This is a genomic window from Microbacterium sp. ZKA21, assembly GCF_050434165.1.
Classification (GTDB): Bacteria; Actinomycetota; Actinomycetes; order Actinomycetales; family Microbacteriaceae; genus Microbacterium.
Genome location: NZ_JBNPVV010000004.1, coordinates 36,315 through 62,228, shown reverse-complemented (window position 1 = coordinate 62,228; position 25,914 = coordinate 36,315). Strand labels below are relative to the sequence as shown.

Sequence of the window (25,914 nt, the reverse complement as noted above, 5' to 3'; positions counted from 1 at the left end):
TGCCATGAGCTTCGCCGCACTCCAGCCCCTGGCCGATCGGGCCGCCCTGTTCACCGCCCTCCGCCAGGACGCGCTCGTCACGGCGACGGATGCTCTCGGCGAGCACCGCTGGGATGCCGACCTGAACGCGGGGACGCTGACGTTCACGTCCAATGCCGACGCCACCAGGCAGCTCGTCACCACGCCGCATCTGATCGCGACGCTCGCGCCGGGTCCGCGCTCGCTGCTGTGGGCATGGGCGCACCCGCAGGGTGACGCGCAGGGCGTCGCCGCACAGCTGCGCGACTACGGCCAGCAGTACGGCATCGCCGAGCTGACGCAATCGGAACTGCCCTTCCCTGAGGATGCCGGAGACGACGCCGAGGCGTGGATCGCGCAGGCGACGCACGTGATCGGCTCGGTCGCCGTCGAGATCACCGGACGCTCGCCGTACTACTCCGCCCCGGTCGGCGGCGGCACGCGCGCCGTCTTCCTGCTCGATGCGCCGATCGCTCCGCTCACGGTCTCGGATGCCGTCATCGCCGCGCCTCGGATGCTCTCGACGCTGACCCTGCCCGACGCCCGGTCGTCGGTGTGGGATGCCGCGCGTCTGGCCGGCTGGAACCTGGAGTGGACCGACGAGGCGTTCTCCGGCGCGGTCGTGAGCGACACGACCGGTTCGGCGATGTTCCGCTTCGACGAGCAGGCCCGCATCACCGGCATCGAGGGGTCGATGGGCCCGACGGCCTGACCTCCGCCTCGGCATCCACGTCCCGTCGATCGGAGAGATCCCCGCTGTCGGACGCGATCGCACGACCGGCTCCGACGCGCGGGATGTCTCCGGCCCCTGTGGTGCGCGGTCCGACATCGCTAGCATGAGCGCATGTCCGCACTGGAGCTCATCCCCGCCGGCAAGACGTTCACGGAAGCCGAGATCGTCGTCTACGCCGACGCCGACAGGCGCACGCTCGACGATGCGATCAGGGACGCCGATGTGCTCATCAGCTGTCCGCACGCCGGCGCCGCCATCCCCGCCGAGATCGCGGAGTTCCTCTCCCCCGCGCTGACCAAGCGGCTCCAGTACGACTTCACCGACGTCGCCACCGACGCGATCGTGCGCCGCTGGGCATCTCAGGATCCGCGCGTCGTCGCGGTGCTCAACCCGCATCCGCGCCTGGTTCGGGATCCGAACCGGGCGAAGCCCGCCGACGTCGCAGCGGGCCTCACCGAGGCGATCGAGCGCACGAGGGTCGCCGGCGCCTGGCAGAAGGTCGATCTCACCGGCGTCGACGCGATCCGCCCGGTGACGTTCTCGTTCTTCCCGATCCTGCAGGTGCCTGATACGGATGCCGGGCTGCATGCGCTCGTCGACGCCTTCGTCGAGGTGGCCGAGCGCGGACTCGGAGTGTACGAGCGCATCCGGGACGCCCTCACCGAGCGTTTCATCGCCGAGAGGCTGCGCACGGGCGGACGCTTCACGCGACTGTCGTTCCACGACACGATGAACACGACGACGACGAAGGACGGAGCCGTGAACGTCCCCCGCGACGAGAAGGACCGGCTGCCGGATGTCGTCGCGCTGTCCAACCGCGGCGATGCCCAGGGCGAGGAACGCGATCCTGCCGACCCGCCCACCATGGATCCGTCCCGGCTGCGCATCCTCGCCGAGGCGCATCGCGCCGGGTTCGGCGTCCGCGCCCCCGCCGACGTGGCCCTCAACAAGCCCTACCTCGGCAGCCAGGAGATCCTGGCCGCCGGCATCCGCTTCCGGGAGCTCGCCGACCAGGCGCAGGCCCGAGGCGCGCACTTCGATGCGGTCCAGGCGGAGTTCCGACGCGAGTTCCTCCTCGGCGACGCGGCCGTGGCCGAGTTGCACGAGCCGGGAACGGACTGGATCGCCGAAGACTCGTCGCACGTCGCAGAGATCGCGGCGGCCTGCCGTTCGGCCTGGGACCTCTACCGCGAGTTCTGAGGTCTGCCGACGGTCATCCGCCCCACAGCGCACCGAACGCCGCACCGGCGCCGATGGTGGTCACAGCGAGCACGAGCGTCGGCAGGAAGAACGAGTGGTCGACGAGCTTCGTCCCCAGCTTGGTCGTGCCGGAGACGTCGAAGTTCGCCGCCGCGATCTGCGATCCGTTGGTCGGCAGCAGATAGATTCCGGCGAACGCACCAGCCCACATGCCGCTGAGCACGCCGAGCGGGATGCCCGCGGCGAGGCCGATCGGCACGATCGTCCGCGTGGCGGTCGACTGGCTGGTCGTGAGCACGCAGACGAGGAAGACGCCGAGCGCGAAGATCCACGGTGCCGCCCCGACCAGCGCTCCGATGCTCTCGGAGATGAACTCGACGTGTGCGGACAGGAAGGTGTCGGTGAGCCAGGCGAGACCGAACAGCGCGATCGCCGAGACCATGCCGGCCTTGAACACGGTCGCCGTCGGCACGTCGCCGACCTTCGGCCGGGACACGATCAGGATGAGCGTGCCGACGAGGAACATGATGATCTCGATGATCGGCGTCATCCCGACCGGAGCACCGTCGGCATCCAGTGGACGGATCCCCTTGAACAGACCGAACACCACGATCGTCAGCACGCCGAGCAGGAAGATGATCGCCGCGTTGCGCCCGGCCGTCGTCACGGTGACGTCCGCCTTGACCTCGGCCGCGTCGGAGCGAGGAGGGGCGAGGGTGCCGTCGGCGATCTTCGCCTGCACCTCGGGGTCGTCGGCGAGGTCCTTGCCGAGCCGGTTCACGACCAGCGAGCTGAGCACGATGCCGACGATCGCCGCGGGGATCGTGACCTTCAGGATGTCGATGAGTTCGAAGTCGTACGGCGGAACGTCGGTGAGGGTGACCATCGCCGCCATCGCCGCGGAGACGGGGCTGCAGGCCAGCGCCACACCGGTGGCGACGACCGAGAGCGACAGCGGCCGGGACGGTCGGATGCCGTTGCGGTACGAGAGGTCCTGGATCACCGGCAGCAGCGGGTACAGGATGTTCGACGTGCCGGCGCCCGCCGCGAACAGGAACGACACGAGCGGCGCCACCAGCGTGATCTGCTTGGGGTTGCGCGCGATCAGCTTGGCCGCGACCGAGACCATCCAGTCGATGCCGCCCGCGACCTGCATCATTGATGCCGCCAGCACCACGGACAGCACGATGAGCAGCGCGTCGACCGGGGGCGAACCCGGCGAGAGCTGGAACACGAACACGAGGATCGCGACACCCGCGCCGCCCCAGAGGCCGAGGCCGACACCGCTCGAGCGGGTGCCCATGATGATGCAGCCCAGGACGACGAGCAGTTGCAGGATGAACAGGACGGCTTCCATGGCGTGCTCCTTCGTCCGGCGCTGATTCGGGCGTCAGACTATCGGTGCGTGCCACGACGCGCCAGGCTTCGCGCCGATCGCATGCCGCGCGGCGGTTCACGTCGGCCCGAGAATATGCGAACCTGAGCATATGAGGAACGGCATCATCCGCTTCGGCGCGCTCTACGTGTTCAACGTCGCAGTCCTGCTCATCATCGGGCTGGTGCTGCCGAGCGTGAGCGTCGGATGGCATGCTCTCTGGGCATCCGTGATCCTGACGCTGGCTGCCCTGTTCATCAAACCGCTGCTGAAGGGCGCCTTCCAGAAGTCGGCTGCGCGCTCCGCCGCCGACCGCACGAGGACCGGCGAGAAGGTCGTGCAGTATGCGCTCGTCTACGTGGTCGAGCTCATCATCTGGGTGCTGACCGTGTGGCTGAGCCCCGTCGGAGTCCACGGGTTCTTCTGGGGCTATGCTCTGCCGCCGCTGCTGCTCCTGCTCGGTTGGGTGATCTACGACCAGGTCGACGACGTCCTGCGTCGCAAGGCGGGCGAGGTGTACGACAAGGTCACGGGCAGCGTCACGCCGAAGGACGGCGCCGCACCCGCTGCTTCTGCGCAGCCGGCTCCGCGCGCCGAGACGGAACCGGACGACGGCCTGACGCCAGAGCAGCGCCGGATGCTGGACGAACTGTAGGCCGCGGCATCCGCGTCCGGAACGTCGGAGAAACGCAGAATGTCGGGGCAGATCCTGCGATCTGCCCCGACATCCGGGTTCTTCCGACGCTGTGGTGCCAGCGGTCAGGCCACGAGGCGCTCGGCGGCCTCCACGACGTTGGTCATGAGCAGCGCGACCGTCATCGGGCCGACGCCGCCGGGGTTCGGCGAGATCCATCCGGCGACCGAGGCGACGTCGGGGTGCACGTCGCCATGCACACGCGACTTGCCGGTCTCGGGGTCCGTCTCACGCGTGACGCCCACGTCGAGCACTGCCGCCCCCGGCTTGACGTCCTCGGCGCGGATCAGGTGCTTGACCCCCGCACCGGCGACGATCACGTCGGCCTGACGCAGGTACGGTGCCATGTCCGGCGTGCCGGTGTGCACCTGCGTCACGGTCGCGTTGATGTCGCGACGCGTGAGCAGGAGTCCCATCGGACGACCGATCGTCACGCCGCGCCCGACCACGACGACGTGCTTGCCCTTGAGGTCGTAGTCGTTGCGGAGCAGCAGTTCGATGACGCCGCGGGGCGTGCACGGCAGCGGCGTGCGGATCGGACTGCTGACGTTCAGCACCAGTCGGCCGAGGTTGGTCGGGTGCAGGCCGTCGGCATCCTTGGCCGGGTCGATGCGCTCGAGGATCGCGTCGGTGTCGATGTGCTTCGGCAGCGGCAGCTGCACGATGTATCCGTGGCAGGTCGGATCCGCGTTGAGCTCATCGATCAGCGCCTCGACGTCCTCCTGCGTGGCGTCGGCCGGCAGCTCGCGCTGGATCGAGTTCATCCCGATCGCCTCGGACTGCCGGTGCTTCATCCCGACGTACAGCTGGGATGCCGGGTCGGCCCCGACGAGCACTGTGGCGATGCCGGGGACGATCCCCTTCTCCTTGAGCGCGGCGACCCGCTCGGTGAGCTCCGCCCTGATCTCGGCCGATGCGGCCTTGCCGTCCAGGACGACAGCAGTCACTGGGACAGTCCCGGGTAGAGCGGGAAGGCGGCGGCGAGCGCGTCGACGCGGGCCTTGAGGGCCGCGACATCCGCACCGGGCAGCAGCGCCAGTGCGATGATGTCGGCGACCTCGGTGAACTCGGCATCCCCGAATCCGCGCGTCGCGAGCGCCGGAGTGCCGATGCGCAGACCGGAGGTGACCATCGGCGGACGCGGGTCGTTCGGGACCGCGTTGCGGTTGACCGTGATGTGGATGTCGTGCAGCAGGTCTTCGGCCTGCTTGCCGTCGATCTCGGCGTCGCGCAGGTCGACGAGGACCAGGTGCACATCGGTGCCGCCGGAGCGGACCTTGATGCCGGCATCCTGGACGTCCTGACGGCCGAGACGCTCTGCGAGCAGCGCAGCACCGCGGACGGTGCGCTCCTGACGCTCCTTGAACTCCGGTGTCCCCGCGATCTTGAAAGCGGTCGCCTTGGCGGCGATCACGTGCATGAGCGGTCCGCCCTGCTGACCGGGGAACACGGCCGAGTTGATCTTCTTGGCGAGGTCCGCGTCGTTGGTGAGGATGAAACCGGAGCGGGGTCCGCCGATCGTCTTGTGCACGGTCGACGAGACCACATGCGCGTGCGGGACGGGGCTGGGGTGGATGCCCGCGGCGACGAGACCGGCGAAGTGCGCCATGTCGACCCACAGGTACGCGCCCACCTCGTCGGCGATCTCGCGGAACTTCGCGAAGTCCAGCTGACGCGGGTACGCCGACCAGCCGGCGATGATGACCTTCGGCTTGTGCTCGATGGCGAGGCGACGGACCTCGTCCATGTCGACGAGCGAGGTCTCCGGGTCGACGCCGTACGCGACGATGTCGAACAGCCGGCCGGAGAAGTTGATCTTCATGCCGTGCGTCAGGTGGCCGCCGTGGTCGAGCGACAGGCCGAGCAGCGTGTCGCCGGGGCGGGCGATGGCGTGCAGCACTGCCGCGTTGGCGGTGGCACCGGAGTGCGGCTGGACGTTGGCGAACTCCGAGCCGAACAGGCTCTTGGCGCGCTCGATCGCGAGCGACTCGGCGACGTCCACCTCTTCGCAGCCGCCGTAGTAACGGCGACCGGGGTAGCCCTCGGCGTACTTGTTCGTGAGCACGGAGCCCTGCGACTGCAGCACGGACACGGGCACGAAGTTCTCGGAGGCGATCATCTCGAGGAAGCCGCGCTGGCGGTTCAGCTCCCGCTCGAGGACCTCGGCGATCTCCGGGTCGACTTCGGACAGCGGGGCGTTGAAGTACGGGTCGGTCATGACGTGCTCCTGATCTCACGGTGGAAAGGGGTTGTTCCTGATCGGCCCAGGCGCGCGGTCGATTCCCATGAGAAGTCGCTCCCCGGTGGTAGTCCACCCAGACGCCAGTCGCGACGGTTCGAGCATAGCGGATCGAGTAGCCCGCAACGCTTGGATGTCGCAGCCCTCACCGGTAGGTTTTGTTCATGGTCCTTACTCTTGTACCGCTGCCCTCGTCGGTCACGACCGGCCCCGGCGCGTTCGTCCTCACGCCCGCCACGCGCATCGTCATCGCCGACGGTGCGGATGCCGCGGCATCCGCTCTCTCCGACCACCTGGCGGAGCTCACCGGCCTGCGGCCGGAGACGACGGAAGGCGAGCCCGTCGCCGGCGACATCGTCCTGCGGGCGACCGCCGCGGAAGACGAGGCGTACCGGCTGGAGACGACGGACCGCGTCGAGATCGCCGGGTCGGCTGCCGGACTCTTCTACGGCATCCAGACGCTGCGTCAGCTGCTGCGCGAGGACGCCGGTTCCTGGACGATCGCGCAGGTGTCGATCACCGACGCGCCGCGCTTCGGCTATCGGGGTGTGATGCTCGACGTGGCCCGCACGTTCTTCGACGTGGCGACCGTGAAGGAGTTCATCGACCGCGCGTCGTCGCTGAAGTTCAATCGCCTGCACCTGCACCTCAGCGATGACCAGGGCTGGCGTCTGCAGATCGACAGCCGTCCGCTGCTGACCGAGAGGGCATCCGGAACCTCGGTGCTCGGCCGCCCAGGCGGCTTCTACTCGAAGGACGATTTCCGCGAGATCGTCCGCTACGCGGCCGCGCACCACATGGTGGTCGTTCCGGAGATCGATCTGCCGGGGCACACGCATGCGATCGGCCTCGCGTACCCCGGCGTGGTCGAGGAGCCCGTGATGAACGACATGCTCCTCGCGCAGTCGGAGGCGCTGGGCCAGCCGCTGCCGGTCGCCGGCGAGCCCTACGAGGGCTGGGGCGTCGGGCATTCCTCCGTGCGCATCCACGAGGAGTCGACATGGGAGTTCCTCCGCGATGTGCTCGGCGAGGTGGCCGAACTGACCCCCGGCCCGCAACTGCACGTCGGAGGCGACGAGTGCCTGGGCACCGCGCAGGCCGATTTCGACGCGTTCATCGAGCGCGTCACCGCATTGACCGTTGAACTGGGGAAGACGCCGGTGGCCTGGCACGAGGCGGGGTCCGCAGTCGTCGCCGAGGGCACGATCGGCCAGTTCTGGGGCAGCGATGCCCCCACGGCCGAGCACATCGAGCACACGCTCCGATTCGCCGAGCGCGGCGGATCGGTCATCCTCTCGCCCTCCACCCGTGCGTACCTCGACATGAAGCCTTCACCCGAAGACCCGCTGGGGCTCAGCTGGGCCGCGATCATCGATCTCGAGTCGGCCTACGCCTGGGAGCCGAACGCGATCGTGCCCGGTCTGGACGAGAGCGCCATCCTCGGGATCGAGGGGCCGCTGTGGTCCGAGACGATCGCGACGCTCGATGATATCGACCACCTGTTCTTCCCCCGAGCCGCGGCCCTGGCCGAGATCGCGTGGTCGCCGGCATCCGCCAAGGACTGGGCCTCGTTCCGCGAGCGCGTCGAAGCACTCGGATCGGTGTGGGATGCCGAAGGATGGGGCGGACAGCGACCGACCCCGACCGAGGGAAGCACGCCATGACCGCAACCGTGATCCACTCCGCGCGCATCGTCTCGCATGGCGTCGAGACGGACGACGCGTGGGTCCGCTTCGAGGACGGTGTCATCGCGGAAACAGGAACCGGCACGACGTGGACGGCTGCCGACGTCGTCGTCGACGCCGCGGAGCTCGCCGGCCCCGGTGCCGTTCTCGCACCCGGGTTCATCGACATCCACGGCCATGGCGGTGCCGGTGCGTCCTACGACGACGGCGCCGAGGCGATCCGCACCGCGCGCGCTCTGCACCGCGCGCACGGCACGACGCGCGCCGTGGTCTCGCTGGTGACGGCGTCGCTCGACGATCTCACCCGTCGCATCGCCGAGATCGCCGATCTGACCAGGACGGATGCCGACATCCTCGGCTCGCACCTGGAAGGTCCGTTCCTCGACCCCGGGCATCAGGGTGCCCACGAACCGACTCTGCTTCAGGCACCGGATGCCGCGGATGTCCGGCGCCTGCTGGACGCCGGAGGCGGAACCGTCCGCCAGGTCACGATCGCCCCGGAGCTCCCCGGCGGCCTCGAGGCGATCCGTCAGACCGTGGCCGCCGGGGCCGCCGCGGCGATCGGCCACACCGATGCGGATGCCGAGATCGCCGCTGCCGCGTTCGACGCCGGCGCCACGATCCTCACGCACGCCTTCAACGCGATGCGGGGCATCCATCATCGGGCTCCCGGCCCTGTGCTGGCGGCGGCCGCCGACCGACGCGTGGTGCTCGAGGCGATCGCCGACAACGTGCATCTCGACCCGCACGTGATCAAGCTGGTGTTCGACGTGGCGCCGGATCGCGTCGCGCTGGTGACGGACGCGATGGCCGCGGCCGGCAGCGCGGACGGCCGGTACGACCTCGGCGCGGTCAAGGTGACCGTGACCGACGGCATCGCCCGCACGGATGCGACGGGCTCGATCGCCGGCTCGACGCTGACGCAGGATGCCGCGCTACGGAACGCCGTGCAGGCCGGCGTGCCCCTCGCGGCCGCCGTGCGTGCTCTCACGGAGACGCCGGCATCCGTCATCGGGGAAGGCGAGAGGTTGGGGCGTCTGGAGCACGGGCTGCTCGCGGATGCCGTCCTGCTGGACGCCCGTCTGCATGTGCGACGCGTGTGGGTGGGCGGTCGACCCGCCGTCTGACCGCCACGGCGCGCGCGAACACATCGGGAGTAGAGGGGAGGCCGCCGCACCCCAGACCGCGGCGGCCTCACTCCCTCCTGGACGAGCGGGCGGCTCGGGAACTCCTCCCCCGAGGGTCCCGAGCCCGCCCTGAGCCGGCGCAGTTGCCCCCCGCGCCGGCACTGCCCGATCTCCGCCCCCCGGTGGTGATCGTGCAGCGTGCTCTGATGATGAGACGGGCGACGTCGTGATTCATCACGCGAATCGAGGAACTTTTTCTGAGATTTCTTCGGCGGCCCTGGCAGAGAGTTCGCTCCGAGTTATCCACAGGACTGGTCAGGCTGGGAAAACGGGGTGAGAATGTATGAGGCGCGTGATGGGGACCCGATTCACGCGTCTCTTCCTGTGGAGCCGACCCGATGCTCCACGAGATCTGGATGACTGTGCCGAACGAGAACAACGACAACGCGGAGATCGCTGACGCCGATCTGATCCTGCGCACCCGGTCCGGCGACCGCGAGGCGTTCGGCGAACTCTGGCGACGCCACTACCCGTCGGGCATCGCCGTCGCGCGATCGATCACGTCTTCCCTCGACCCGGACGATCTCGTCCAGGAATCGTACACGCGCATCTACAACGCGATCCTCAAGGGCGGCGGACCCAACGGGTCGTTCCGCGCCTACTTGTTCACGAGCATCCGGAACACCGCGGCCGGCTGGGGCAAGGCGCGCCGCGAGACGGCCATCGACGAGATGGATGCCGTCCCCGACCCGGACACGACCGAGCAGGCCACCGATGAGGCGCTCGACCGCGGGCTCACCGCGAAGGCGTTCCGCAGCCTCCCCTCGCGCTGGCAGGAGGTGCTCTGGTACACCGAGATCGAGCAGATGAAGCCGGCCGAGGTCGCTCCCCTGCTCGGCATGAAGGCCGGCGCGGTCGCGCAACTCGCCTTCCGAGCACGCGAAGGTCTGCGCGAGGCATGGATCCAGGCGCACCTGCGCAGCGCCGCCCCCGGGTCAGAATGCCAGTGGAGCATCGAGCACATGGGCGCCCATTCCCGGGGCAACCTCAGCAACCGCGACCAGAAGCGCTTTGACGAGCACCTTTCGGATTGCGCCCGCTGCATGATCGTCGTCGCCGAGGCGAAGGACGTCTCGGATCGCCTGGCCATGGTGCTGCTGCCGCTCGTGCTCGGCATCACCGGCGCGACCGGCTACCTGGCTGCGTTGCAGGGTGGTGGCGCGCCGATCGTCGCGCTGGCCGCGATGCCCTCGAGCGTCGTCGAAGGTGCTGTCGTGGTCTCCGGCACCGGCGGCGCAGCGATGGCCGGTGCCTCGGCCGGTTCCGGCTCGACCGGTGGCGCGGGCGGTGCCGGTGGAAGCGCTGGCGCAGCAGGAGGCGGAGCAGCTGCCGGAACGACCGCGGGCGCCGTCACCGGCATCGGTGCACTGGTCGGTGTCGGCTCTGCCGCGCTGATCGTCGCCGGTGTCGTCGCCGCAGCCGCGATCATTCCGGGCCTGACGGCGTCCACCCCGGTGGCGAGCCTTCCGAGCGCGAGCCAGGTCGACGAATCGTCCTCGATCCCGGCCGAGGTCGGTCCGGATGAGAAGCTCGAGGCGCTGAACAACCAGCCGTTCGTGATCGATGAGCCGGTCAAGGACGAGGATGCCGGCGATGCGCCGATCGCCGAGTCCGATCCGGTCGTCGAGGCGCCTCTCACGATCCCCGTCGTGCCCGCGCCGGGCGATCCGGGCGGCTCGGGCGGCGAAGACGCCCCTGAGCAGCCGGCCGAACCCGTGGATCCGCCGGAGGTTCCGGTGGCACCCGTGCCGGGGCCTTCGCCGACCCCGACTCCCACGCCCACGCCGGAGCCCCCCGCGGCGCCGAAGCCCGAGCCGACGCCGACGCCGACTCCCGAGCCAACGCCCACTCCTTCGACGGCCCCGGAGCCGACTCCGGAACCAACGGAAACTGCTGAGCCGACGCCGAGCCCCACGCCCACGCCGGAACCGACGGAGACTCTCACGCCGGAACCGACCGAGCCCCCGGAGCCGACTCCTAGCCCGACGCCGGGTCCGACGGAGACCCCGGAGCCGACGCCCACACCAACACCGACTCCGACTCCGACGCCGACTCCCGAGCCGACAGAGACTCCCGGGGCGACTCCGAGCCCGACACCGACTCCCACACCGGAGCCAACGGAGACCCCCGAGCCGACTCCGAGCCCGACACCGACTCCCACACCGGAGCCAACGGAGACCCCCGAGCCGACTCCGAGCCCCACCCCGACAACCACCCCAACGCCGACTCCCACACCGGAGCCAACGGAGACGCCCGAGCCGACTCCGAGCCCCACCCCGACACCGACTGACCCTGCGGCCCCGACTTCACCAGTAGCTCTTACGGACGCCTCAATGTGCATCGGCACGGACAACAAGACCTACGTAGCGCTCGATGTGCTCGGCGAACCAGGTGCCCAGATTCAGGCTCTTCTGAACGGCAGCCCCGACGGCGCGGACGACGCGATGCTGGGTGCGGACGGCGCTGCGACGGTAAGCCTTCGGCCCACCGGTGAACAGATTCTGTTGGATGCCGACGTCGAGATCCATTACGTCACGATGAACGGCCCAGTTCAGGCGTACAGCACCACGCTCGGCGACCTCGGCGTGAACGTGCTGACGGTGATCTTCGCCCCTAACTGCCGATGACGGCCGTCGTCTCCCCTGATCTCGAATTGAGCGCCGCAAACGAGCCCGCCTCACCCGCCGAATAGACTGGGAGCATGACCCAGGAGACACCGGCAGAACCGGGCGTGAACCGCCCGAACGTCACCCCGCTCGACATCATCCGGGTCGTCGTCCTGCTCGCCGCTCTCGCGTCGCTCGCGATCTGGGGACTCGCGACGTGGGACATGCCGTGGAACATCGTCGTCGGCATCGGCGCACCCGTCGTGGTGCTGCTCGTGTGGGCCCTGTTCCTGTCCCCGCGCCCGGTCGTGCACCTGCATCCGTTCCTGCGCGCAGCCGTCGAACTGCTGCTCTACGTGGGGGTGACCATCGCGTGGTGGTCGATGGGAGAGGCTGTGATCGGCTCGGTCTTCGCCGTGATCGCCATCGCCGCGGGCGTCATCGCAGGGCGGCGAACTCTGGCATGAGCGCACTCGCGGCGCTGCGCGCAGCACTCGGCGACATCGTCGACGTGTCCGACGCATCGCTTGAGGCCGCCCGCGCCGATCGCTCCGGCCACGTCGCCGTCGGCCGACCGCTCGCCGTCGTGCACGCCGAGTCCGTCGAGCACGTCCAGCAGACGATGCGCATCGCAACCGAGACGCACACGCCCGTCGTCGTCCGCGGCGCGGGCACCGGACTCGCCGGAGCGGCCAACGCCGGCGACGGCGAGATCGTGCTGTCCCTGCGGCGCATGACCCGGATCCACGAGATCCGCCCAGACGACCTCCTCGCGGTCGTCGAACCCGGCATCCTGAACGCCGAGCTGAACGCCGCACTCGCCCCGCACGGCGTCTGGTGGGCACCGGACCCGGCCAGCCGCGACATCTCGACCGTCGGCGGCAACATCGCCACCGGCGCGGGCGGACTGCTCTGCGCGAAGTACGGGGTCGTCCGAGACGCGGTACTCGGCGTCGACCTGGTGCTGGCTGACGGACGCCTGCTCCGCCTCGGTCACCGCACGGTCAAAGGCGTCACCGGACTCGATCTCACGTCCCTCGTCATCGGATCGGAGGGCAAGCTCGGCGTCGTCGTCGGCGCCACGCTCAAGCTGCGCCGCCTCGTCCCCGGAATCACGTGCACGATCGCCGCGGTCTTCCCGGATGTCAGATCCGCGGCCACGGCATCCGCTGCCGTCACGGCCGCCGGCATCCAGCCCGCGATCATGGAACTGATGGATGCCGCGGCCCTCGCCGCCGTGCACCGGCTGCTCGGTCTCGCCGCTCCCCCGCCGATGACGGCGCAGCTGACCATCCAGACCGATGGCCCTGCGGCGCGTGACGAAGCCGACCGCATCGCCGAGATCCTCACCGCACACGGCGGAACGACCGCGGTGTCCGATGACTCGGCCGAAGGCGAACGGCTGCTCACGATCCGCCGATCCATGCATGCCGCAATGGCCGCACTCGGAACGACGCTCATCGAGGACGTCGCCGTTCCCCGCAGCGCCCTGCCCGCGATGTTCGACGAGATCGCGCGGATCGAAAGGGCCTACGGCCTGACGATCCCGACCGTCGTGCACGCCGGCGACGGCAACCTGCACCCCAACTTCATCTTCGACGGCCCGGACGTCCCCGAACGCATCTGGCGAGCGGCCGACGAGCTCTTCCGGGCCGCGATCCGCCTCGGCGGCACGCTCACCGGCGAGCACGGCATCGGCAGTCTGAAGAGCCGCTGGCTCGCCGAAGAACTCGGCGACGACCAGTGGCAGCTGCAGCGCGATGTCGTCCGCGTGTTCGATCCGGCTGGCATCCTCAATCCCGGAAAGGTGTTCACCTCATGAACGACATTCACGTGAGCGCGGCGATCATCCGGGACGCCGACGATCGCGTGCTCGTGGTGCGCAAGCACGGCACGGTGCGGTTCATGCAGCCGGGCGGCAAGCCGGAGGCTGGTGAGAACCCGGCCCAGACGCTCGCCCGCGAGCTCGAGGAGGAACTCGGCCTTCAGGTCGCGGAGGCCGACCTCACTCCCCTGGGCCGGTTCATCTCGGATGCCGCGAACGAACCGGGTCACCGCGTCATCGCGACCGCCTTCGCGATGCGCGCCGAGCCCGGCGACGTCACGGTCCAGGCCGAGCTCGCCGAACTGCGCTGGATCACCCCCGCCGACGTTGCGACTTTGCCGCTGGCCCCGCTCAGCCTGGAGCACCTGCTCCCGCTGGCGTGGCCGAACGCCTGAGCGAGCGCTCCGGCCTCGGCCGCTCCCGCCTTGGGTTCAGCTCAGATCCCCTGCCACGCCGGCTTGTTCGCGAACGTGTACCGGTAGTAGTCCGCAAGCTTCAGCTTCGACGCGGCCGCCTCATCGACGACGACCGTCGCGTGCGCGTGCAGCTGGATCGCCGACCCGGGCAGGAAGGCCGAGAGCGGCCCCTCAACGGCATCCGCGACGGCCCGGGCCTTGCTCTCGCCGAACGCGAGCAGCACGAGGTGGCGGGCCTGCAGGATCGTGCCGAGCCCCTGCGTGATGCAGTGCATCGGGACGTCGTCGATCGAGTCGAAGAAGCGCGCGTTGTCCTCGCGGGTCTGCTGCGTGAGCGTCTTGACCCGCGTACGCGACGCGAAGGACGACCCCGGTTCGTTGAACCCGATGTGCCCGTCGGTGCCGATCCCGAGGATCTGCAGATCCACTCCTCCGGCCTCGGCGATCGCGGCCTCGTAGTCGGCGCCGGCATGCTCGATCCCCGCAGCGGCGCCGTTCGGGACGTGGATGCGCCGCGGATCCAGGCCGAGCGGCTCGACCACCTCGCGGGTGATGACCGAGCGGTAGCTCTCCGGGTGCGCGGGGTCCAGGCCGACGTACTCGTCGAGCGCGAAGCCTCGCACCTGCGAGACGTCGACACCGCCGACCCTGCTCTGCAGCGCCTCGTAGACGGGCAGCGGGGTCGACCCCGTCGCCAGGCCGAGCACGGCATCCGGACGCGCCGCGATGAGCGCGATGATCTCGTCCGCGACCAGCGCTCCCGCTGCCGCGCTGTTCTCGACGATGACGACTTCAGCCATGGGTCACGATCTCCTTGTCGACGGGTGCAGATTCGGTTGCGGAATCGGATGCCGCGACCAGCGCCGCGCCCAGTGCGGCCGCCGGTGAGCCGCTCGGCAGCAGCTCGATCCTCTCATCCAGGCGCAATGAGCGCATGAACGCCGAGCCATCGGCTTCGCGGCGCAGCGCCTCGACGATGTCGGTGCGCAGTCGGTCGCCGAGCGCGGTGAGCCCGCCGCCGATGACGACGGTCTCGACGTCGACGGAGAGGACCAGAATGCGCACGGCGGCCGCGGCTCCCCTGGCGAGATCCGCGCGCAACGACGACGCCAGCGGGTCGCCGGCATCCGCGGCATCGAAGATGTCGCGGACCGGCAGCGCCCCGGGCCGACCCCAGGCCTTCGCCAGCGCACCGCCGCCGCAGAGGGTCTCGACGCAACCGCGCTGACCGCAGCCGCACAGCCGTCCTCCGGGGTCGACGCTGATGTGCCCCACCTCGCCGGCCGTGCCGTGCGCTCCGCGCCAGATCCGTCCGTCGGCGACGATCCCGGCGGCGACGCCGGTCCCGAGATTGAGGTAGGCCATCGAGGTTCCGTCGCCGCGAAGCGCCGCCGCGCCGAGCGCCGCCGCCTTGACGTCGTTCTCGACCGCGATCGGCACGTTCAGCTCAGCGCCGGCGCGCGCCGCGATGTCGAGCGACTCGACGCCGAGATTCACCGCGTGCAGGACGCGTCCGGTGCCGGCCTCGACGAGGCCGGGAATACCGACGCCGACCGATTCGAGATCGGCCGCCGTGAAATCCCCCTCCTGCACGAGCGCCTCGACGCTCGCCAGGATGCTGGCGATGACGGCGTCGTCACCCCAGCCGGTGGCGCGGCGCACGCGTGCGACGATCTCGCCGTCGGCGGTCACGGCGACGGCATCCGTCTTGGTTCCACCGACGTCCAGGCCCACCCGGATCGACCGACCACGACGGCCGGTGCTCACGCGCGCGACCATCAGCGGATGTTGTCCTGTCCGACGGCCGCGGTGACGGACGAGAGCGGGATGCGCATCACGAGACGCCCAACTGACCGGACAGCACCATGACGGCGGTCCCCCGCAGCACGATGTCCTCCTGCGCAGTGAGACGGATCACGACGTCGTCGAAGACCCCGTCCAGGGTGCGCGCGCGCAGCGTCGCGGTGGCGGCGTCGAAGAAGGTGTCATCCAGCAGATCGGCGGGTCCGGAGAGCACGATCTCGGAGAGGTCCAGTGCGCTCACGATCGGTGCGATCGCCACAGCCATCCGCGTCCCCGCATCGCGCAGCAGGGCTTCGCGCGACTCCGGAGCCTCGGCGATCGCTGCGGCGAGCCGACTGCCGCTGAGCCAGGCCTCCAGGCATCCGTCCTTGCCGCAGACGCAGCGCGGGCCGCCATCCGTGCCGACCACCACGTGCCCGATCTCGCCTGCGGCGAAACGGCTGCCCAGCAGCGGCTGGCTGCCGGTGATCAGACCCGCACCGACGCCGCGGCCGATCTTGATCAGCATGACGTCGGCCTGCGCCTCGCCGAACGTGTACTCGGCGAGGACGGCGGCGTTGGCGTCGTTGCGCGCGGTCACGGGCAGGTCCAGGTCCAGTCCGAGACGCGCCTCCAGCGGGAAGTTCGTCCAGCCGAGGTTCGGCGACTCGATCACGACGCCGTCAGGACGCACGATGCCGGGGGTTCCGACACCGACGCCGAGCAGCGTCGTCGTGGCCGCCGCTTTCAGCTGCCGCGCGAGGTCGAGCAGCGCATCGTAGGTCGCCGTTCCGTCCGGCTGCGCGGGCCGCGGGACCTCGCGTCTCTCGAGCACCTCGCCGTCGAGGCTGAGAACCGCGCCGAGGAAGGCCTCGGGGCCGGACAGGTCGAGGCCGAGGATCTGGTGGCCCTCGCGATCGATGTCGATGAGGATCGGCGGCTTGCCGGGTCCCGCAGTCTCGCGGATGCCCTTCTCCACGACGATGCCGTCGGCGATGAACTCCGCGACGAGGTCCGAGATGGTGACGCGCGTGAGTCCGGTCCCCCGCGACAGGTCGGCACGGCTCATGGCACCGGCGTGATAGAGCGTCTGCAGGACGAGGGCTCGATTGTGTCCGCGTGCGTGCTCGGGAAGCACCTTCGCGCGCGAGCGGAGGTGCCGGGCACCCGCGAATCCGTGCGCACTCGCACCGGTGTACTCGGCCGCGGCCGGCACACGTGTCTCATCCGATTCGGACATGTTTGTTAGTAGACCTTACGAACACATGATCGCGCAACCTCTGCGCGGATGGCGGGGTGGAGGGTTACCGAAACGTTACCTAAGGATGCGCGCTCTCCGTGCCCCCGTGGGATCCCAGACCGGCGACGAGATCGGCGACGATCCGCCGACGGTCCTCGACGCTCATCGGCTTGCCGGGGACGCCCGGACGGCGCTGGTCTGGTGCAGGGCCGTCGAGGGGACGATACCGCACCCCCATCGCCGCCAGACGCCGCAGCTGCACGGGCAGTCGGCGCACGAACTCATCCCACTCCCGCGGCTCGCCGCCGGACCACAGTCGCTCGGCGATGGCCGACAACCGGGGGAACATCGCGTAGTCAACGCGATCACGGCTCGGCAGGTGCTCGGTCCAGATGTTCGCCTGGCCTCCGAGGGCCCGCTCATCGATGCGCAGCGTGTACGCGTGCTCGATGGTCAGGGGCGGACCGACCGGTACCGGCTCGTCAGCCGATTCGGATTGGCGGTAGTCCAAGTAGACCTCCAGGTCCGGGCACGCGATGACCGGGATGCCTCGGTCCAGCGCCTCCCGAAGCGCGACCGGTGCGCGCCAGGCGAGGATCTCGACTCCCCCGGGGACGTCGCCCTCGAGCACCTCATCCCAGGCCAGAGTCGTCCGCCCGCGGGAGCGCACGTGGGCTGCGAGATGGGCTGTGAACCAGGGCTGGATCTCCTGCGGCGAAACCAGGCCCAATTCCCTCATCCGCGCGGCCGCAGCGGGGCTGCGCTCCCACTCCGACACCGGAACCTCGTCGCCGCCGATGCCGATCCAGGGCGAATCGAACACGTCGCACAGAGCGTCGATCGCCGCACGGCCGAAGGCGAGCGCCTCCTCGGTCGGCGCGAGGGTCCGGTCATTCACCCCGAAACGCTCCCAGGGTCCGTCGGCAGGCTCCGAGGCATCCGTGTTGCCGAGGTCGGGGTACGCGGCGAGCGCCGCCTGCACGTGACCGGGCAGTTCGACCTCCGGCACGAGCGTGATGAACCGCTCGGCGGCGTACCGCACCAGGTCGCGCAGCTCCGCCGTCGTGTAGTGGCCCTCATGGACGCCCTGTTCGACGGTGGCGAGCGGCCCGTGCCCGCGCTGGGTCGCAGCCCGGCGGGCTCCCACCGAGGTGAGCCTCGGGAATCCGGGCACCTCGAACCGCCAGCCCTGGTCGTCCGTGAGGTGCAGATGCAGGATGTTCAGCTGATGCGCGGCGAGCACATCGATCAGACGCCGGATGTCCGCCGCCGGACGGAAGTGCCGCGCGACATCGAGCATCGCGCCCCGCCAGCCGAACGCGGGTGCGCCCCGCCACTGCCCTGCCGGCAGCCGCGTGCCCGAGATCGCTTCGGGAGGCAGGAGCTGTCGCAGCGCCATGACGCCGCGGAAGGCGCCGACCGGCTCGGCGGCGTGCACCTCGATGCGCGTCGCGCCGACGTCGATGCGGAACGACTCGGGCGCGCTCTCATCAGGGTCGCGTACGAGCGCGATGATCGCGGCATCCGGATCAGAACCATCGCCCAGAGCCAAGACATCCCGAAGTCGATCCGCGACACCGGCGAACTCGGCCGGGGCCTGCACTCGTGCACCCGATACGAGGACGAACGGCGGAGCCTGTGCGTCGATGTCCGCGTCGATCAGAGGGACCGTGGCACGATGCGCCGGAGGCGGCATGCGCAGGGCCGCGCCCGGAGTCCGGCCGGTCGGCGCACCGCCCTCGACGACAGGAACGCCGCCGACGAGCACCTCGACGATGCCGATCGGGTCCGCCCGCGGGTCATCGAACGTGGCACCGGCCGCCACGGCCTGCGGATCGAACAGCACGAGATCGGCCGTCGCCCCAGGGCGGATGACGCCGCGCGGCGCGTCCCCCCGGTCGAGTCCGAGCCGGCGCGCAGGCGTCGCGGACAGGTGCTGCACGGCCTCCTCGAGGGTCAGCACCCCGCGCTCGCGGACATAGTGGCCCAGGTAGTGCGGGAACGTCCCGTAGCCGCGCGGGTGCGGCTTGTCGCCGATGAGGATGCCGTCGCTGCCGCCGCTGTGCCGCGGATGCCGCATGATCGCTCTGACGTTCTGCTCATCGCCGATGTGCATCAGGATGCCGGTGGCGCCGGCATCCCGGACGACGATGTCGAGCACGATATCGACCGCCGGGCGTTCCAGGGACTGCGCGATCTCGTCGATGCGACGGCCGACGAGGCCGGCCAGTGCGGGGTCGCCGACGCCGGAGATCTCGATCGTCGACCAGTCGGCGCGTTCCCCGTGGAAGCCGTCGCAGCCGACGTCCTCGAGCTCGACGCGCACCTGCTCACGGCCGGACGCATCGAGCGCTGCGATCGCGGCGACGAGGTCGCCGCCGGCCGCGAGTCGGCTGGGGAGCAGCGCTGCGAGCGTCGTCGCACCCGGAAGGTACGGGTACGTGTCGAGCGTCACGTCCACGCCGTCCGCGACGGCCTCATCGACCAGAGCGAGCAGTTCCGCCGCGCGCCCCCGATTCGGGGCGAAGTTCATGGTCGCGTGGGTGAGATGGATCGGGCACCCGGTCCGCCGCCCGATGTCGAGCACCTCGCGGTACGCCTCCAGCGCCGCGGCGCCGTAGCTGCGGGTGTGCGGAGCCCAGTAGCCGCCGCGCTCGGCGACGACACGGCACAGCACCTCGAGCTCAGTGGTCGACGCGTACATTCCCGGCGTGTACGTCAGCCCGCTCGACATGCCGAACGCCCCGGCGTCAAGCGCCGCATCCAGCAGCTCTGCCATGCGTGCGAGCTCATGCGGCTCGGCTGCGCGGTCCTCGTGTCCGATCACCATCATGCGCAGATTGCCCTGCGGGACCAGGACTGCGACGTTCGCCGCGGTGGCGGCGTCGATCGACTCGAGGAACTCGGCCATCGACCGCCAGGGCACCTCGGCCCGCCCGTTCCAGCCGGCGATCTGCGCCGGGATCACGACGGCCGACGACTCGTCCAGCGGTGCATAGCCGAGGCCGTCCTGACCGACGACCTCGCAGGTCACGCCCTGCCGGATCTTGGCCGTGTGGTCCGCACCGCGGAGCACAGCGAGGTCGCTGTGGGCGTGCATGTCGATGAAGCCGGGGGCGAGGACGAGCCCCGTGGCATCGATCTCGACGGATCCGTCCGGCAGCCCGAAGTCCTCGACCCCTCCGGTCCGGATGCCGACGACCCGCGCTCCTTCGACCGCGACGTCCGCCGTGTACTGCGGGGCGCCGGTGCCGTCGACGACGCTCGCCCCGCGGTACACGCGCACGCGGCCCGCAGCCGCCCGCTCTGCGCTCAGAAGCACGTCGCCACTGCCCCGATCACGTGCGGGTCCTCGGCATCGGGATCGTCGATCACCGGGACCACCCGCCACTTGTCGAACGCCGTGCACGGGTGCGACAGCCCGAGGCGCACGACATCGCCGACGGCGACTTCGGCGCCGTCGTCGAGCGCGAGGAACGCATGCTGATCGTTCAGTGCGGTGACCCGCCCGGCGACGGATTGCGGGACCGGGAGGTCGATGTCGAACGGGACGTCGCGGCGTCCGGCATCCAGCAGCACCAGCTGCGGCTCCGGATGCGAGACGACGCGCGCCCAGGCGTGCATGGCCGAGCGCAACGGCGCGGTCGGCAGCGCTGCTCCGAGCGGGGACATGCGCGTGTAGAAGCCGTCGTCGTGGATCTGGAAGGCGCCGGAGCGGAGCACGATGTCAGCCTCCTGCCGGTGCGGTGCGAGCACGGCAGCCGCGCGGTCGGGGAACGAACTGCCGCCCGCGGACAGGACAGGCCGCACGCCCGCAGGGTAGGTCAGCCGCTCGTGCAGATCGACCAGGGTCTGCAGGTAGGCGTCGACCGCCGCGACGGATGCCGAGGTGCGGTCGGGTCCGAACGGGCCCTCGTATCCGGCGACACCCGCCAATCGCAGTCCGGGTGCCAGCGAGACGGCCGCGGCGATGCGCTCGCCCTCGGCGATCGTGCGCGCTCCGGTACGGCCGCCGACGCCGCCCATCTCCACCAGCACATCGAGCGGGTGCGCTGGGTCGGTGGCAGCATCGGCCAGGATCGCGACCGTGGCCTCGGCATCGGCCCAGCAGAGGATGCGCAGGCCTTCGTGCTGCGCGAGCAGGGCGACCAGGTGCTCGGCGGCCGCGGCATCCGTCAGCCCGTTGGCGATCAGCACCGTCCGCACCCCGGCGTCGACCGCGACGCCGGCCTGCCAGGGCGTTGCGACTGAGATGCCCCACGCACCTGCATCCAGAAGGCGCTGCCAGAGCGCCGGTGCCATGGTCGTCTTGCCGTGCGGCGCGAGACGGATGCCGAGGTCATCGGCCCAGTTGGACACCGTCTTCTCGTTGTGCGACAGGGCGTCCGCATGGACCGTCATCACGGGCGTCGAGAACTCGGACAGCCGCAGCCCGGCATCCGGCACCTCCGACAGACGAAGTCCGTGGGCGCGAGCGGGGAAGGCCTTGGCCCAGGGGCCGAGCACGGGGTTCGGAATTTGTAGAGGCACCTAACAAGGCTACTAGGCTTGACCCATGAGCTCGAAGATCCGTGTCACGACCGACGCCGCCCCTGCACCGGCGCACACCTTCTCGCAGGGCATCCGCAAGGGCCCGTTCGTGCAGGTCTCCGGACAGGGTCCCGTCGACCCGGCCACGAACGAGTATCTGTTCCCCGGTGATGTCGCAGCGCAGACCACCCGCACGCTCGAGAACGTCAAGGCGATCGTCGAGGCGTCCGGCGCGACCTTCGACGACGTCGTGATGCTGCGCGTCTACCTCACGAAGCGCGAGGACTTCGCGATCATGAACGAGGCCTACGGCGCATTCGTCGAAGCCCACACGCCCAGCGGCGTCCTGCCGTCGCGCACCACCGTGTTCACCGGCCTCCCGCGTGAGGAGATGCTCGTCGAGATCGACGGCATCGCCATCGTCGACGCCTGAGATCGCCATCGCCCGCCGGCTCCCGGTGAACAGCGGTGAAGTTGCCGACCGTTGCCATTCCGTGATAAGCGATCCCGTACGATAGAGGGACATACGCGTCACGCCGATCACGGGGGGTGAGATCGTGACCGATCTTGTTGCAGCATCCGGCTCCGACACCGCGAAGACCGCGGTCGTCGACGAAGCCGTGACCTTGAGCGCGTCCGGCACGGGCGAGCAGCCTCCCACCGATCAGCACGCGGAGTGGGCTCCGCTCGAACCGGCGCCCAAGAAGAAGCGCATCGGCCTGTGGGTCGGCATCGGGGCCGGCGTCGTCGTGCTCGGTGCCGCCGCGGCATCCATGGTCCTCATCGCCCCCGGCACGAGCGTCGCCGGCGTCCAGGTCGGTGGGCTCACCCCCGGCATGGCGGCCGAGACCATCAGCAACCGTCTCGCCGAGACCGAGATCACCCTGACCGGCATGGGCGGCGACGTCGTCGTCACCGGCGCCGACCTCGGCGCCTCCGTCGACGCCGAGGCGCTGGCCGATCAGGCCTTCGCCGACCGGCCGCTCTGGAACATCAGCCAGTGGGGTGCTGACCCGATCCCTGCGACGATCTCACTCGACGCCGGAACGGCCGAGAGCGCACTGCGTTCGGCATCGCCCGCGTCGTACTCCGAAGCCACGGATGCCACGATCGTCTTCGACAGCGCCACTGGCACCTACGTCACCACCCCCGCCGAGCCCGGAACCGGGATCAGCGTCGACGCGCTGTCGGCCGCTTTCGTCGAGGCGATCGGCGACGGCAAGTCCGAGCTGGAATTCACCGGCGACCCCACCGAGGCGCTGCCCCAGATCTCCACCGAGGCCGCGCAGGAGACCGCGACGCAGCTGAACACCATGCTCTCCACCATCGGCTTCTACGTCGGCGAGGAGCGCACCGTTCCCGTCGCACCCGAGGTCGCCGCCACGTGGCTGACCGTCGAGAACGTCGACGGACAGCTGGCCATCACGGCGGACTCCGCCGCGATCCAGCCCACGGTCGACGGATTGGCCGCCGCGGTGGATCGCGCACCGGTCAACGCGACGAACATCACCGACTCGAGCGGCAACGTGCTGCGCGAGGTCCAGGCAGGCCAGACCGGCCGCGCCCTCGGCGACACCTCTGCGGTGGCCGACGACTTCGCCGCGCAGTTGGCCGACGGTAACGCCAACTTCGCGCTGGCCGTCACCGAGACCCCGTTCGAGACGACTGGACTCGTCCGTCGCGCCGAGGTCGACCTCGGATCGCAGCGCGCCAACTTCTACGAGAACGACAAGCTGGTCAACTCCTGGGCCATCTCCTCCGGCAAGCCCGGACACGAGACCGAGACCGGCAACTTCAAGATCCGCGCGCACGTGCGCATCCAGGACATGGTGGGCAACAACGGCGACGGCACGAAGTACCGCACGCCTGACGTCCCCTGGGTCACCTACTTCAACGGCGACCAGGCCTTCCACGGCGCGTACTGGCACAACAACTTCGGCAACGTGATGAGCCACGGCTGCGTGAACATGCCGGTGTCGGCCGCGCAGTGGGTCTTCGAGTGGGCGCCGGACGGCCTCGAGGTCAACGTCCACAACTGACACTCGCCTGCGCCACAGGCGCAGGGTACGGAAAAGGCGGATGCTTCAGCATCCGCCTTTTCCGTACCAGTGGGTCAGAGGGAGTCGATCACCGCGTTCAGCGTCACGGACGGGCGCATGACCGTCGCCACCTTCGCGACATCCGGACGGTAGTACCCGCCGATGTCGACAGGCGAGCCCTGCACGGCGTTCAGCTCGGCAACGATCTCCTGCTCCTTGGCGGCGAGCGCCTCGGCGACGGGAGCGAAGGCGGCGGCGAGCTCGGCATCCTTCGTCTGCGCGGCCAGCTCCTGCGCCCAGTACAGCGCGAGGTAGAAGTGGCTGCCACGGTTGTCGATCGTACCGAGGGCGCGTCCGGGCGAACGGTCCTCCTCGAGGAACGTGCCGGTCGCGGCATCCAGCGTCTCGGCCAGCACGCGGGCCTTCTCGTTCCCGGCGAAGTCCGCGAAGTGCTCGAGCGACGCGGCCAGCGCGAAGAACTCGCCCAGCGAGTCCCAGCGCAGATAGTTCTGCTCGACGAGCTGCTGCACGTGCTTGGGGGCCGATCCGCCGGCACCCGTCTCGAACAGTCCGCCACCGGCGAGCAGCGGGACGATCGAGAGCATCTTCGCCGAAGTGCCGACCTCGAGGATCGGGAACAGGTCGGTGAGGTAGTCGCGCAGCACGTTGCCGGTGACCGAGATGGTGTCCTCGCCGCGACGCAGGCGCTCGAGCGAGTAGCGCGTGGCGTCCTCGGGAGTGAGGATCTCGATCGTGAGGCCCGCGGTGTCGTGATCCTTCAGGTACTCGTTCACCTTCGCGATCAGGGCGGCGTCGTGCGAGCGCTCCGGGTTCAGCCAGAACACCGCCGGCGACCCTGTGGCGCGGGCGCGCGACACAGCCAGCTTCACCCAGTCGCGGATCGCGATGTCCTTGGTCTGCGTGGCGCGCCAGATGTCGCCCGGCTGCACGGTGTGCTCGAGGACGACCTCCCCATTCGAGGCGACGACCTGGATGCGACCGGCCGCGGTGACCTCGAAGGTCTTGTCGTGGCTGCCGTACTCCTCAGCCGCCTGCGCCATGAGACCCACGTTCGGCACGGTGCCGATCGTGGCCGGGTCCAGCGGTCCGTTCTCGATGACGTCGTCGATCGTCGCCTGGTAGACGCCGGCGTACGAGGAATCCGGGATGACCGCGAGCGTATCGTCCTCGCCGCCGTCGACACCCCACAGCTTGCCGCCGTTGCGGATGAGCGCCGGCATCGAGGCATCCACGATGACATCGCTCGGGACGTGCAGGTTCGTGATGCCCTTGTCGGAGTTCACGTACGAGAGACGGGGTCCGTTCTGGATCGCGCGGAAGAAGTCCTCGGCGATCGTCTCGCCGCCCTCGAGGTCCGCGAGACCCGACAGGATCGAGCCGAGCCCGTCGTTCGCGCTCAGCCCGGCGGACGCGAGCGCGTCGCCGTGCTGCGCGAACACGTCGGCGAAGTAGGCCTTGACGACGTGACCGAAGATGATCGGGTCGGAGACCTTCATCATGGTCGCCTTGAGGTGCACGGAGTACAGCACGTCGTCGGCCTTGGCGGCGGCGAGCGTCTCGGCGAGGAAGGCGTCCAGCGCCGCAGCGGAGAGGAAGGTGGCGTCGATGATCTCGCCGGGGAGCACCTTGAGGTTCTCCTTCAGCGCCGTGGCGGTGCCGTCCTCGGCCACGTGCTGGATCGTCAGTACATCGTCACCGGGGGCGACCCAACTCTTCTCGTTCGCCTTGAAGTCGTCGTGGCCGAGCGTCGCGACGCGCGTCTTCGAACCCGCCGCGAACGGCTTGTTGCGGTGCGGGTGCTTCTTGGCGTAGTTCTTCACGGCCAGCGGAGCACGACGGTCGCTGTTGCCCTCGCGCAGTACGGGGTTCACAGCCGAGCCCTTGATGCGGTCGTAGCGCGCGCGGACGTCCTTCTCCTCGAGCGTTGACGGCTCGTCCGGGAAGTCGGGCACGTCGAAGCCCTGCGACTGAAGTTCGGCGATCGCCGCCTTCAGCTGCGGGATGGACGCCGAGATGTTCGGCAGCTTGATGATGTTCGCCTCGGGCGTCGTGGCAAGGCCGCCCAGCTCGGCGAGCGCGTCGGAGACCTGCTGGTCGGCAGTCAGCCGCTGCGGGAACGCGGACAGGATGCGCCCGGCGAGCGAGATGTCACGGGTCTCGAGCGCGATCGCCGCCTTTCCGGCGTACGCCTTCACGATCGGCAGGAGCGAAGCGGTGGCCAGAGCCGGTGCCTCGTCCGTGTAGGTGTAGATGATGGCGTCGTCGGTCACCGGGAGATCTCCGTTCACGAGGGCATTTGTCTCGATACCAAGATACCTGAGGGC

At 69.8% G+C, this 25,914-nt stretch carries 20 protein-coding genes and 1 riboswitch; of the genes, 11 read left to right on the top strand and 9 right to left on the bottom strand.

The window, feature by feature from the left end; all coding sequences use genetic code 11:
- The first annotated feature begins 4 nt into the window (after nt 1-4).
- Both M2317_RS09860 and M2317_RS09855 read left to right on the top strand, forming a co-directional pair.
- Entirely contained in the window at nt 5-730 is a 726-nt protein-coding gene (locus M2317_RS09860; protein ID WP_429459680.1) for a DUF6882 domain-containing protein, read from the top strand.
- 132 nt (nt 731-862) lie between these two features.
- Complete coding sequence (locus tag M2317_RS09855; RefSeq protein ID WP_429459678.1) at nt 863-1,951, top strand: N-formylglutamate amidohydrolase; 1,089 nt, start codon at nt 863-865, stop codon at nt 1,949-1,951.
- Nucleotides 1,952-1,964: 13 nt separating this feature from the next.
- Here M2317_RS09855 and M2317_RS09850 read toward each other — a convergent pair whose 3' ends face one another.
- A complete protein-coding gene (locus M2317_RS09850) occupies nt 1,965-3,308 on the bottom strand; it encodes an anaerobic C4-dicarboxylate transporter (protein ID WP_429459676.1) in 1,344 nt (447 codons plus the stop codon).
- A 130-nt stretch (nt 3,309-3,438) separates the two neighbouring features.
- Between M2317_RS09850 and M2317_RS09845 the strand changes: the two genes are divergently transcribed.
- On the top strand, nt 3,439-3,981 hold the full coding sequence (locus tag M2317_RS09845; protein ID WP_429459674.1) for a phage holin family protein: 543 nt from the start codon (nt 3,439-3,441) through the stop codon (nt 3,979-3,981).
- 104 nt (nt 3,982-4,085) lie between these two features.
- On the opposite strand, the gene M2317_RS09840 is transcribed toward M2317_RS09845, so the two are convergent.
- Nucleotides 4,086-4,967, bottom strand: coding sequence for a bifunctional methylenetetrahydrofolate dehydrogenase/methenyltetrahydrofolate cyclohydrolase (locus M2317_RS09840; protein ID WP_429459672.1), 882 nt, complete (start codon nt 4,965-4,967; stop codon nt 4,086-4,088).
- Complete coding sequence (gene glyA, locus M2317_RS09835) at nt 4,964-6,238, bottom strand: serine hydroxymethyltransferase (RefSeq protein WP_429459670.1); 1,275 nt, start codon at nt 6,236-6,238, stop codon at nt 4,964-4,966. Before glyA ends, M2317_RS09840 begins: the two co-directional genes overlap by 4 nt.
- Nucleotides 6,239-6,275: 37 nt before the next feature.
- Nucleotides 6,276-6,360: riboswitch (ZMP/ZTP riboswitch) on the bottom strand.
- Between the two features lie 63 nt (nt 6,361-6,423).
- Here glyA and M2317_RS09830 point away from each other — a divergent pair.
- The 6 genes from M2317_RS09830 (at nt 6,424) to M2317_RS09805 (ending at nt 13,957) form a co-directional block, all read left to right on the top strand.
- Nucleotides 6,424-7,923, top strand: a complete 1,500-nt coding sequence (locus M2317_RS09830; protein ID WP_429459668.1) for a beta-N-acetylhexosaminidase — start codon at nt 6,424-6,426, stop codon at nt 7,921-7,923.
- Nucleotides 7,920-9,071, top strand: a complete 1,152-nt coding sequence (gene nagA, locus M2317_RS09825) for an N-acetylglucosamine-6-phosphate deacetylase (RefSeq protein ID WP_429459666.1) — start codon at nt 7,920-7,922, stop codon at nt 9,069-9,071. Before M2317_RS09830 ends, nagA begins: the two co-directional genes overlap by 4 nt.
- Nucleotides 9,072-9,487: 416 nt before the next feature.
- Nucleotides 9,488-11,758 carry a sigma-70 family RNA polymerase sigma factor gene (locus M2317_RS09820; RefSeq protein WP_429459664.1) on the top strand — a complete coding sequence of 757 codons (2,271 nt, stop codon included), beginning with the start codon at nt 9,488-9,490 and terminating at the stop codon, nt 11,756-11,758.
- A 74-nt stretch (nt 11,759-11,832) separates the two neighbouring features.
- A complete protein-coding gene (locus tag M2317_RS09815) occupies nt 11,833-12,204 on the top strand; it encodes a YrdB family protein (protein ID WP_429459662.1) in 372 nt (123 codons plus the stop codon).
- Nucleotides 12,201-13,559, top strand: a complete 1,359-nt coding sequence (locus M2317_RS09810) for an FAD-binding oxidoreductase (RefSeq protein WP_429459660.1) — start codon at nt 12,201-12,203, stop codon at nt 13,557-13,559. The genes M2317_RS09815 and M2317_RS09810 overlap by 4 nt, the downstream gene beginning before the upstream one ends.
- Nucleotides 13,556-13,957, top strand: a complete 402-nt coding sequence (locus M2317_RS09805; RefSeq protein ID WP_429459658.1) for an NUDIX hydrolase — start codon at nt 13,556-13,558, stop codon at nt 13,955-13,957. The genes M2317_RS09810 and M2317_RS09805 overlap by 4 nt, the downstream gene beginning before the upstream one ends.
- A 41-nt stretch (nt 13,958-13,998) precedes the next feature.
- Here M2317_RS09805 and nagB read toward each other — a convergent pair whose 3' ends face one another.
- From nagB to M2317_RS09780, 5 genes are all read right to left on the bottom strand, one after another.
- On the bottom strand, nt 13,999-14,778 hold the full coding sequence (gene nagB / locus M2317_RS09800) for a glucosamine-6-phosphate deaminase (protein WP_429459656.1): 780 nt from the start codon (nt 14,776-14,778) through the stop codon (nt 13,999-14,001).
- Nucleotides 14,771-15,718: an ROK family protein gene (locus tag M2317_RS09795; RefSeq protein ID WP_429460213.1), complete on the bottom strand. Its 948-nt coding sequence runs from the start codon at nt 15,716-15,718 to the stop codon at nt 14,771-14,773. Before M2317_RS09795 ends, nagB begins: the two co-directional genes overlap by 8 nt.
- Nucleotides 15,719-15,812: 94 nt before the next feature.
- Nucleotides 15,813-17,000 carry an ROK family transcriptional regulator gene (locus tag M2317_RS09790; protein ID WP_429459654.1) on the bottom strand — a complete coding sequence of 396 codons (1,188 nt, stop codon included), beginning with the start codon at nt 16,998-17,000 and terminating at the stop codon, nt 15,813-15,815.
- Nucleotides 17,001-17,079: 79 nt separating this feature from the next.
- Nucleotides 17,080-20,322 (bottom strand): family 20 glycosylhydrolase, encoded by a 3,243-nt coding sequence (locus M2317_RS09785; RefSeq protein ID WP_429459652.1) that lies wholly within the window; start codon nt 20,320-20,322, stop codon nt 17,080-17,082.
- Nucleotides 20,313-21,530, bottom strand: a complete 1,218-nt coding sequence (locus M2317_RS09780) for an amino acid deaminase (RefSeq protein ID WP_429459650.1) — start codon at nt 21,528-21,530, stop codon at nt 20,313-20,315. Before M2317_RS09780 ends, M2317_RS09785 begins: the two co-directional genes overlap by 10 nt.
- 25 nt (nt 21,531-21,555) lie before the next feature.
- On the opposite strand from M2317_RS09780, the gene M2317_RS09775 reads away from it, so the two are divergent.
- Together M2317_RS09775 and M2317_RS09770 are read left to right on the top strand one after the other, a co-directional pair.
- Nucleotides 21,556-21,963, top strand: a complete 408-nt coding sequence (locus tag M2317_RS09775; protein ID WP_429459648.1) for a RidA family protein — start codon at nt 21,556-21,558, stop codon at nt 21,961-21,963.
- 124 nt (nt 21,964-22,087) lie between these two features.
- Nucleotides 22,088-23,569, top strand: coding sequence for a L,D-transpeptidase family protein (locus M2317_RS09770; protein ID WP_429459646.1), 1,482 nt, complete (start codon nt 22,088-22,090; stop codon nt 23,567-23,569).
- 74 nt (nt 23,570-23,643) lie between these two features.
- Here the strand turns inward: M2317_RS09770 and M2317_RS09765 are convergent, their stop codons facing one another.
- A complete protein-coding gene (locus M2317_RS09765) occupies nt 23,644-25,860 on the bottom strand; it encodes an NADP-dependent isocitrate dehydrogenase (protein WP_429459644.1) in 2,217 nt (738 codons plus the stop codon).
- Between the last annotated feature and the right edge of the window lie 54 nt (nt 25,861-25,914).

Coding starts and splice junctions, on each gene's coding strand:
- M2317_RS09775 (WP_429459648.1), top strand. CDS start 21,556: ATGAGCTCGAAGATCCGTGTCACGACCGACGCCGCCCCTGCACCGGCG.
- M2317_RS09810 (WP_429459660.1), top strand. CDS start 12,201: ATGAGCGCACTCGCGGCGCTGCGCGCAGCACTCGGCGACATCGTCGAC.
- M2317_RS09790 (WP_429459654.1), bottom strand. CDS start 17,000: ATGTCCGAATCGGATGAGACACGTGTGCCGGCCGCGGCCGAGTACACC.
- M2317_RS09845 (WP_429459674.1), top strand. CDS start 3,439: ATGAGGAACGGCATCATCCGCTTCGGCGCGCTCTACGTGTTCAACGTC.
- M2317_RS09820 (WP_429459664.1), top strand. CDS start 9,488: ATGACTGTGCCGAACGAGAACAACGACAACGCGGAGATCGCTGACGCC.
- M2317_RS09855 (WP_429459678.1), top strand. CDS start 863: ATGTCCGCACTGGAGCTCATCCCCGCCGGCAAGACGTTCACGGAAGCC.
- M2317_RS09830 (WP_429459668.1), top strand. CDS start 6,424: ATGGTCCTTACTCTTGTACCGCTGCCCTCGTCGGTCACGACCGGCCCC.
- nagA (WP_429459666.1), top strand. CDS start 7,920: ATGACCGCAACCGTGATCCACTCCGCGCGCATCGTCTCGCATGGCGTC.
- M2317_RS09860 (WP_429459680.1), top strand. CDS start 5: ATGAGCTTCGCCGCACTCCAGCCCCTGGCCGATCGGGCCGCCCTGTTC.
- nagB (WP_429459656.1), bottom strand. CDS start 14,778: ATGGCTGAAGTCGTCATCGTCGAGAACAGCGCGGCAGCGGGAGCGCTG.
- M2317_RS09815 (WP_429459662.1), top strand. CDS start 11,833: ATGACCCAGGAGACACCGGCAGAACCGGGCGTGAACCGCCCGAACGTC.
- M2317_RS09850 (WP_429459676.1), bottom strand. CDS start 3,308: ATGGAAGCCGTCCTGTTCATCCTGCAACTGCTCGTCGTCCTGGGCTGC.
- glyA (WP_429459670.1), bottom strand. CDS start 6,238: ATGACCGACCCGTACTTCAACGCCCCGCTGTCCGAAGTCGACCCGGAG.
- M2317_RS09805 (WP_429459658.1), top strand. CDS start 13,556: ATGAACGACATTCACGTGAGCGCGGCGATCATCCGGGACGCCGACGAT.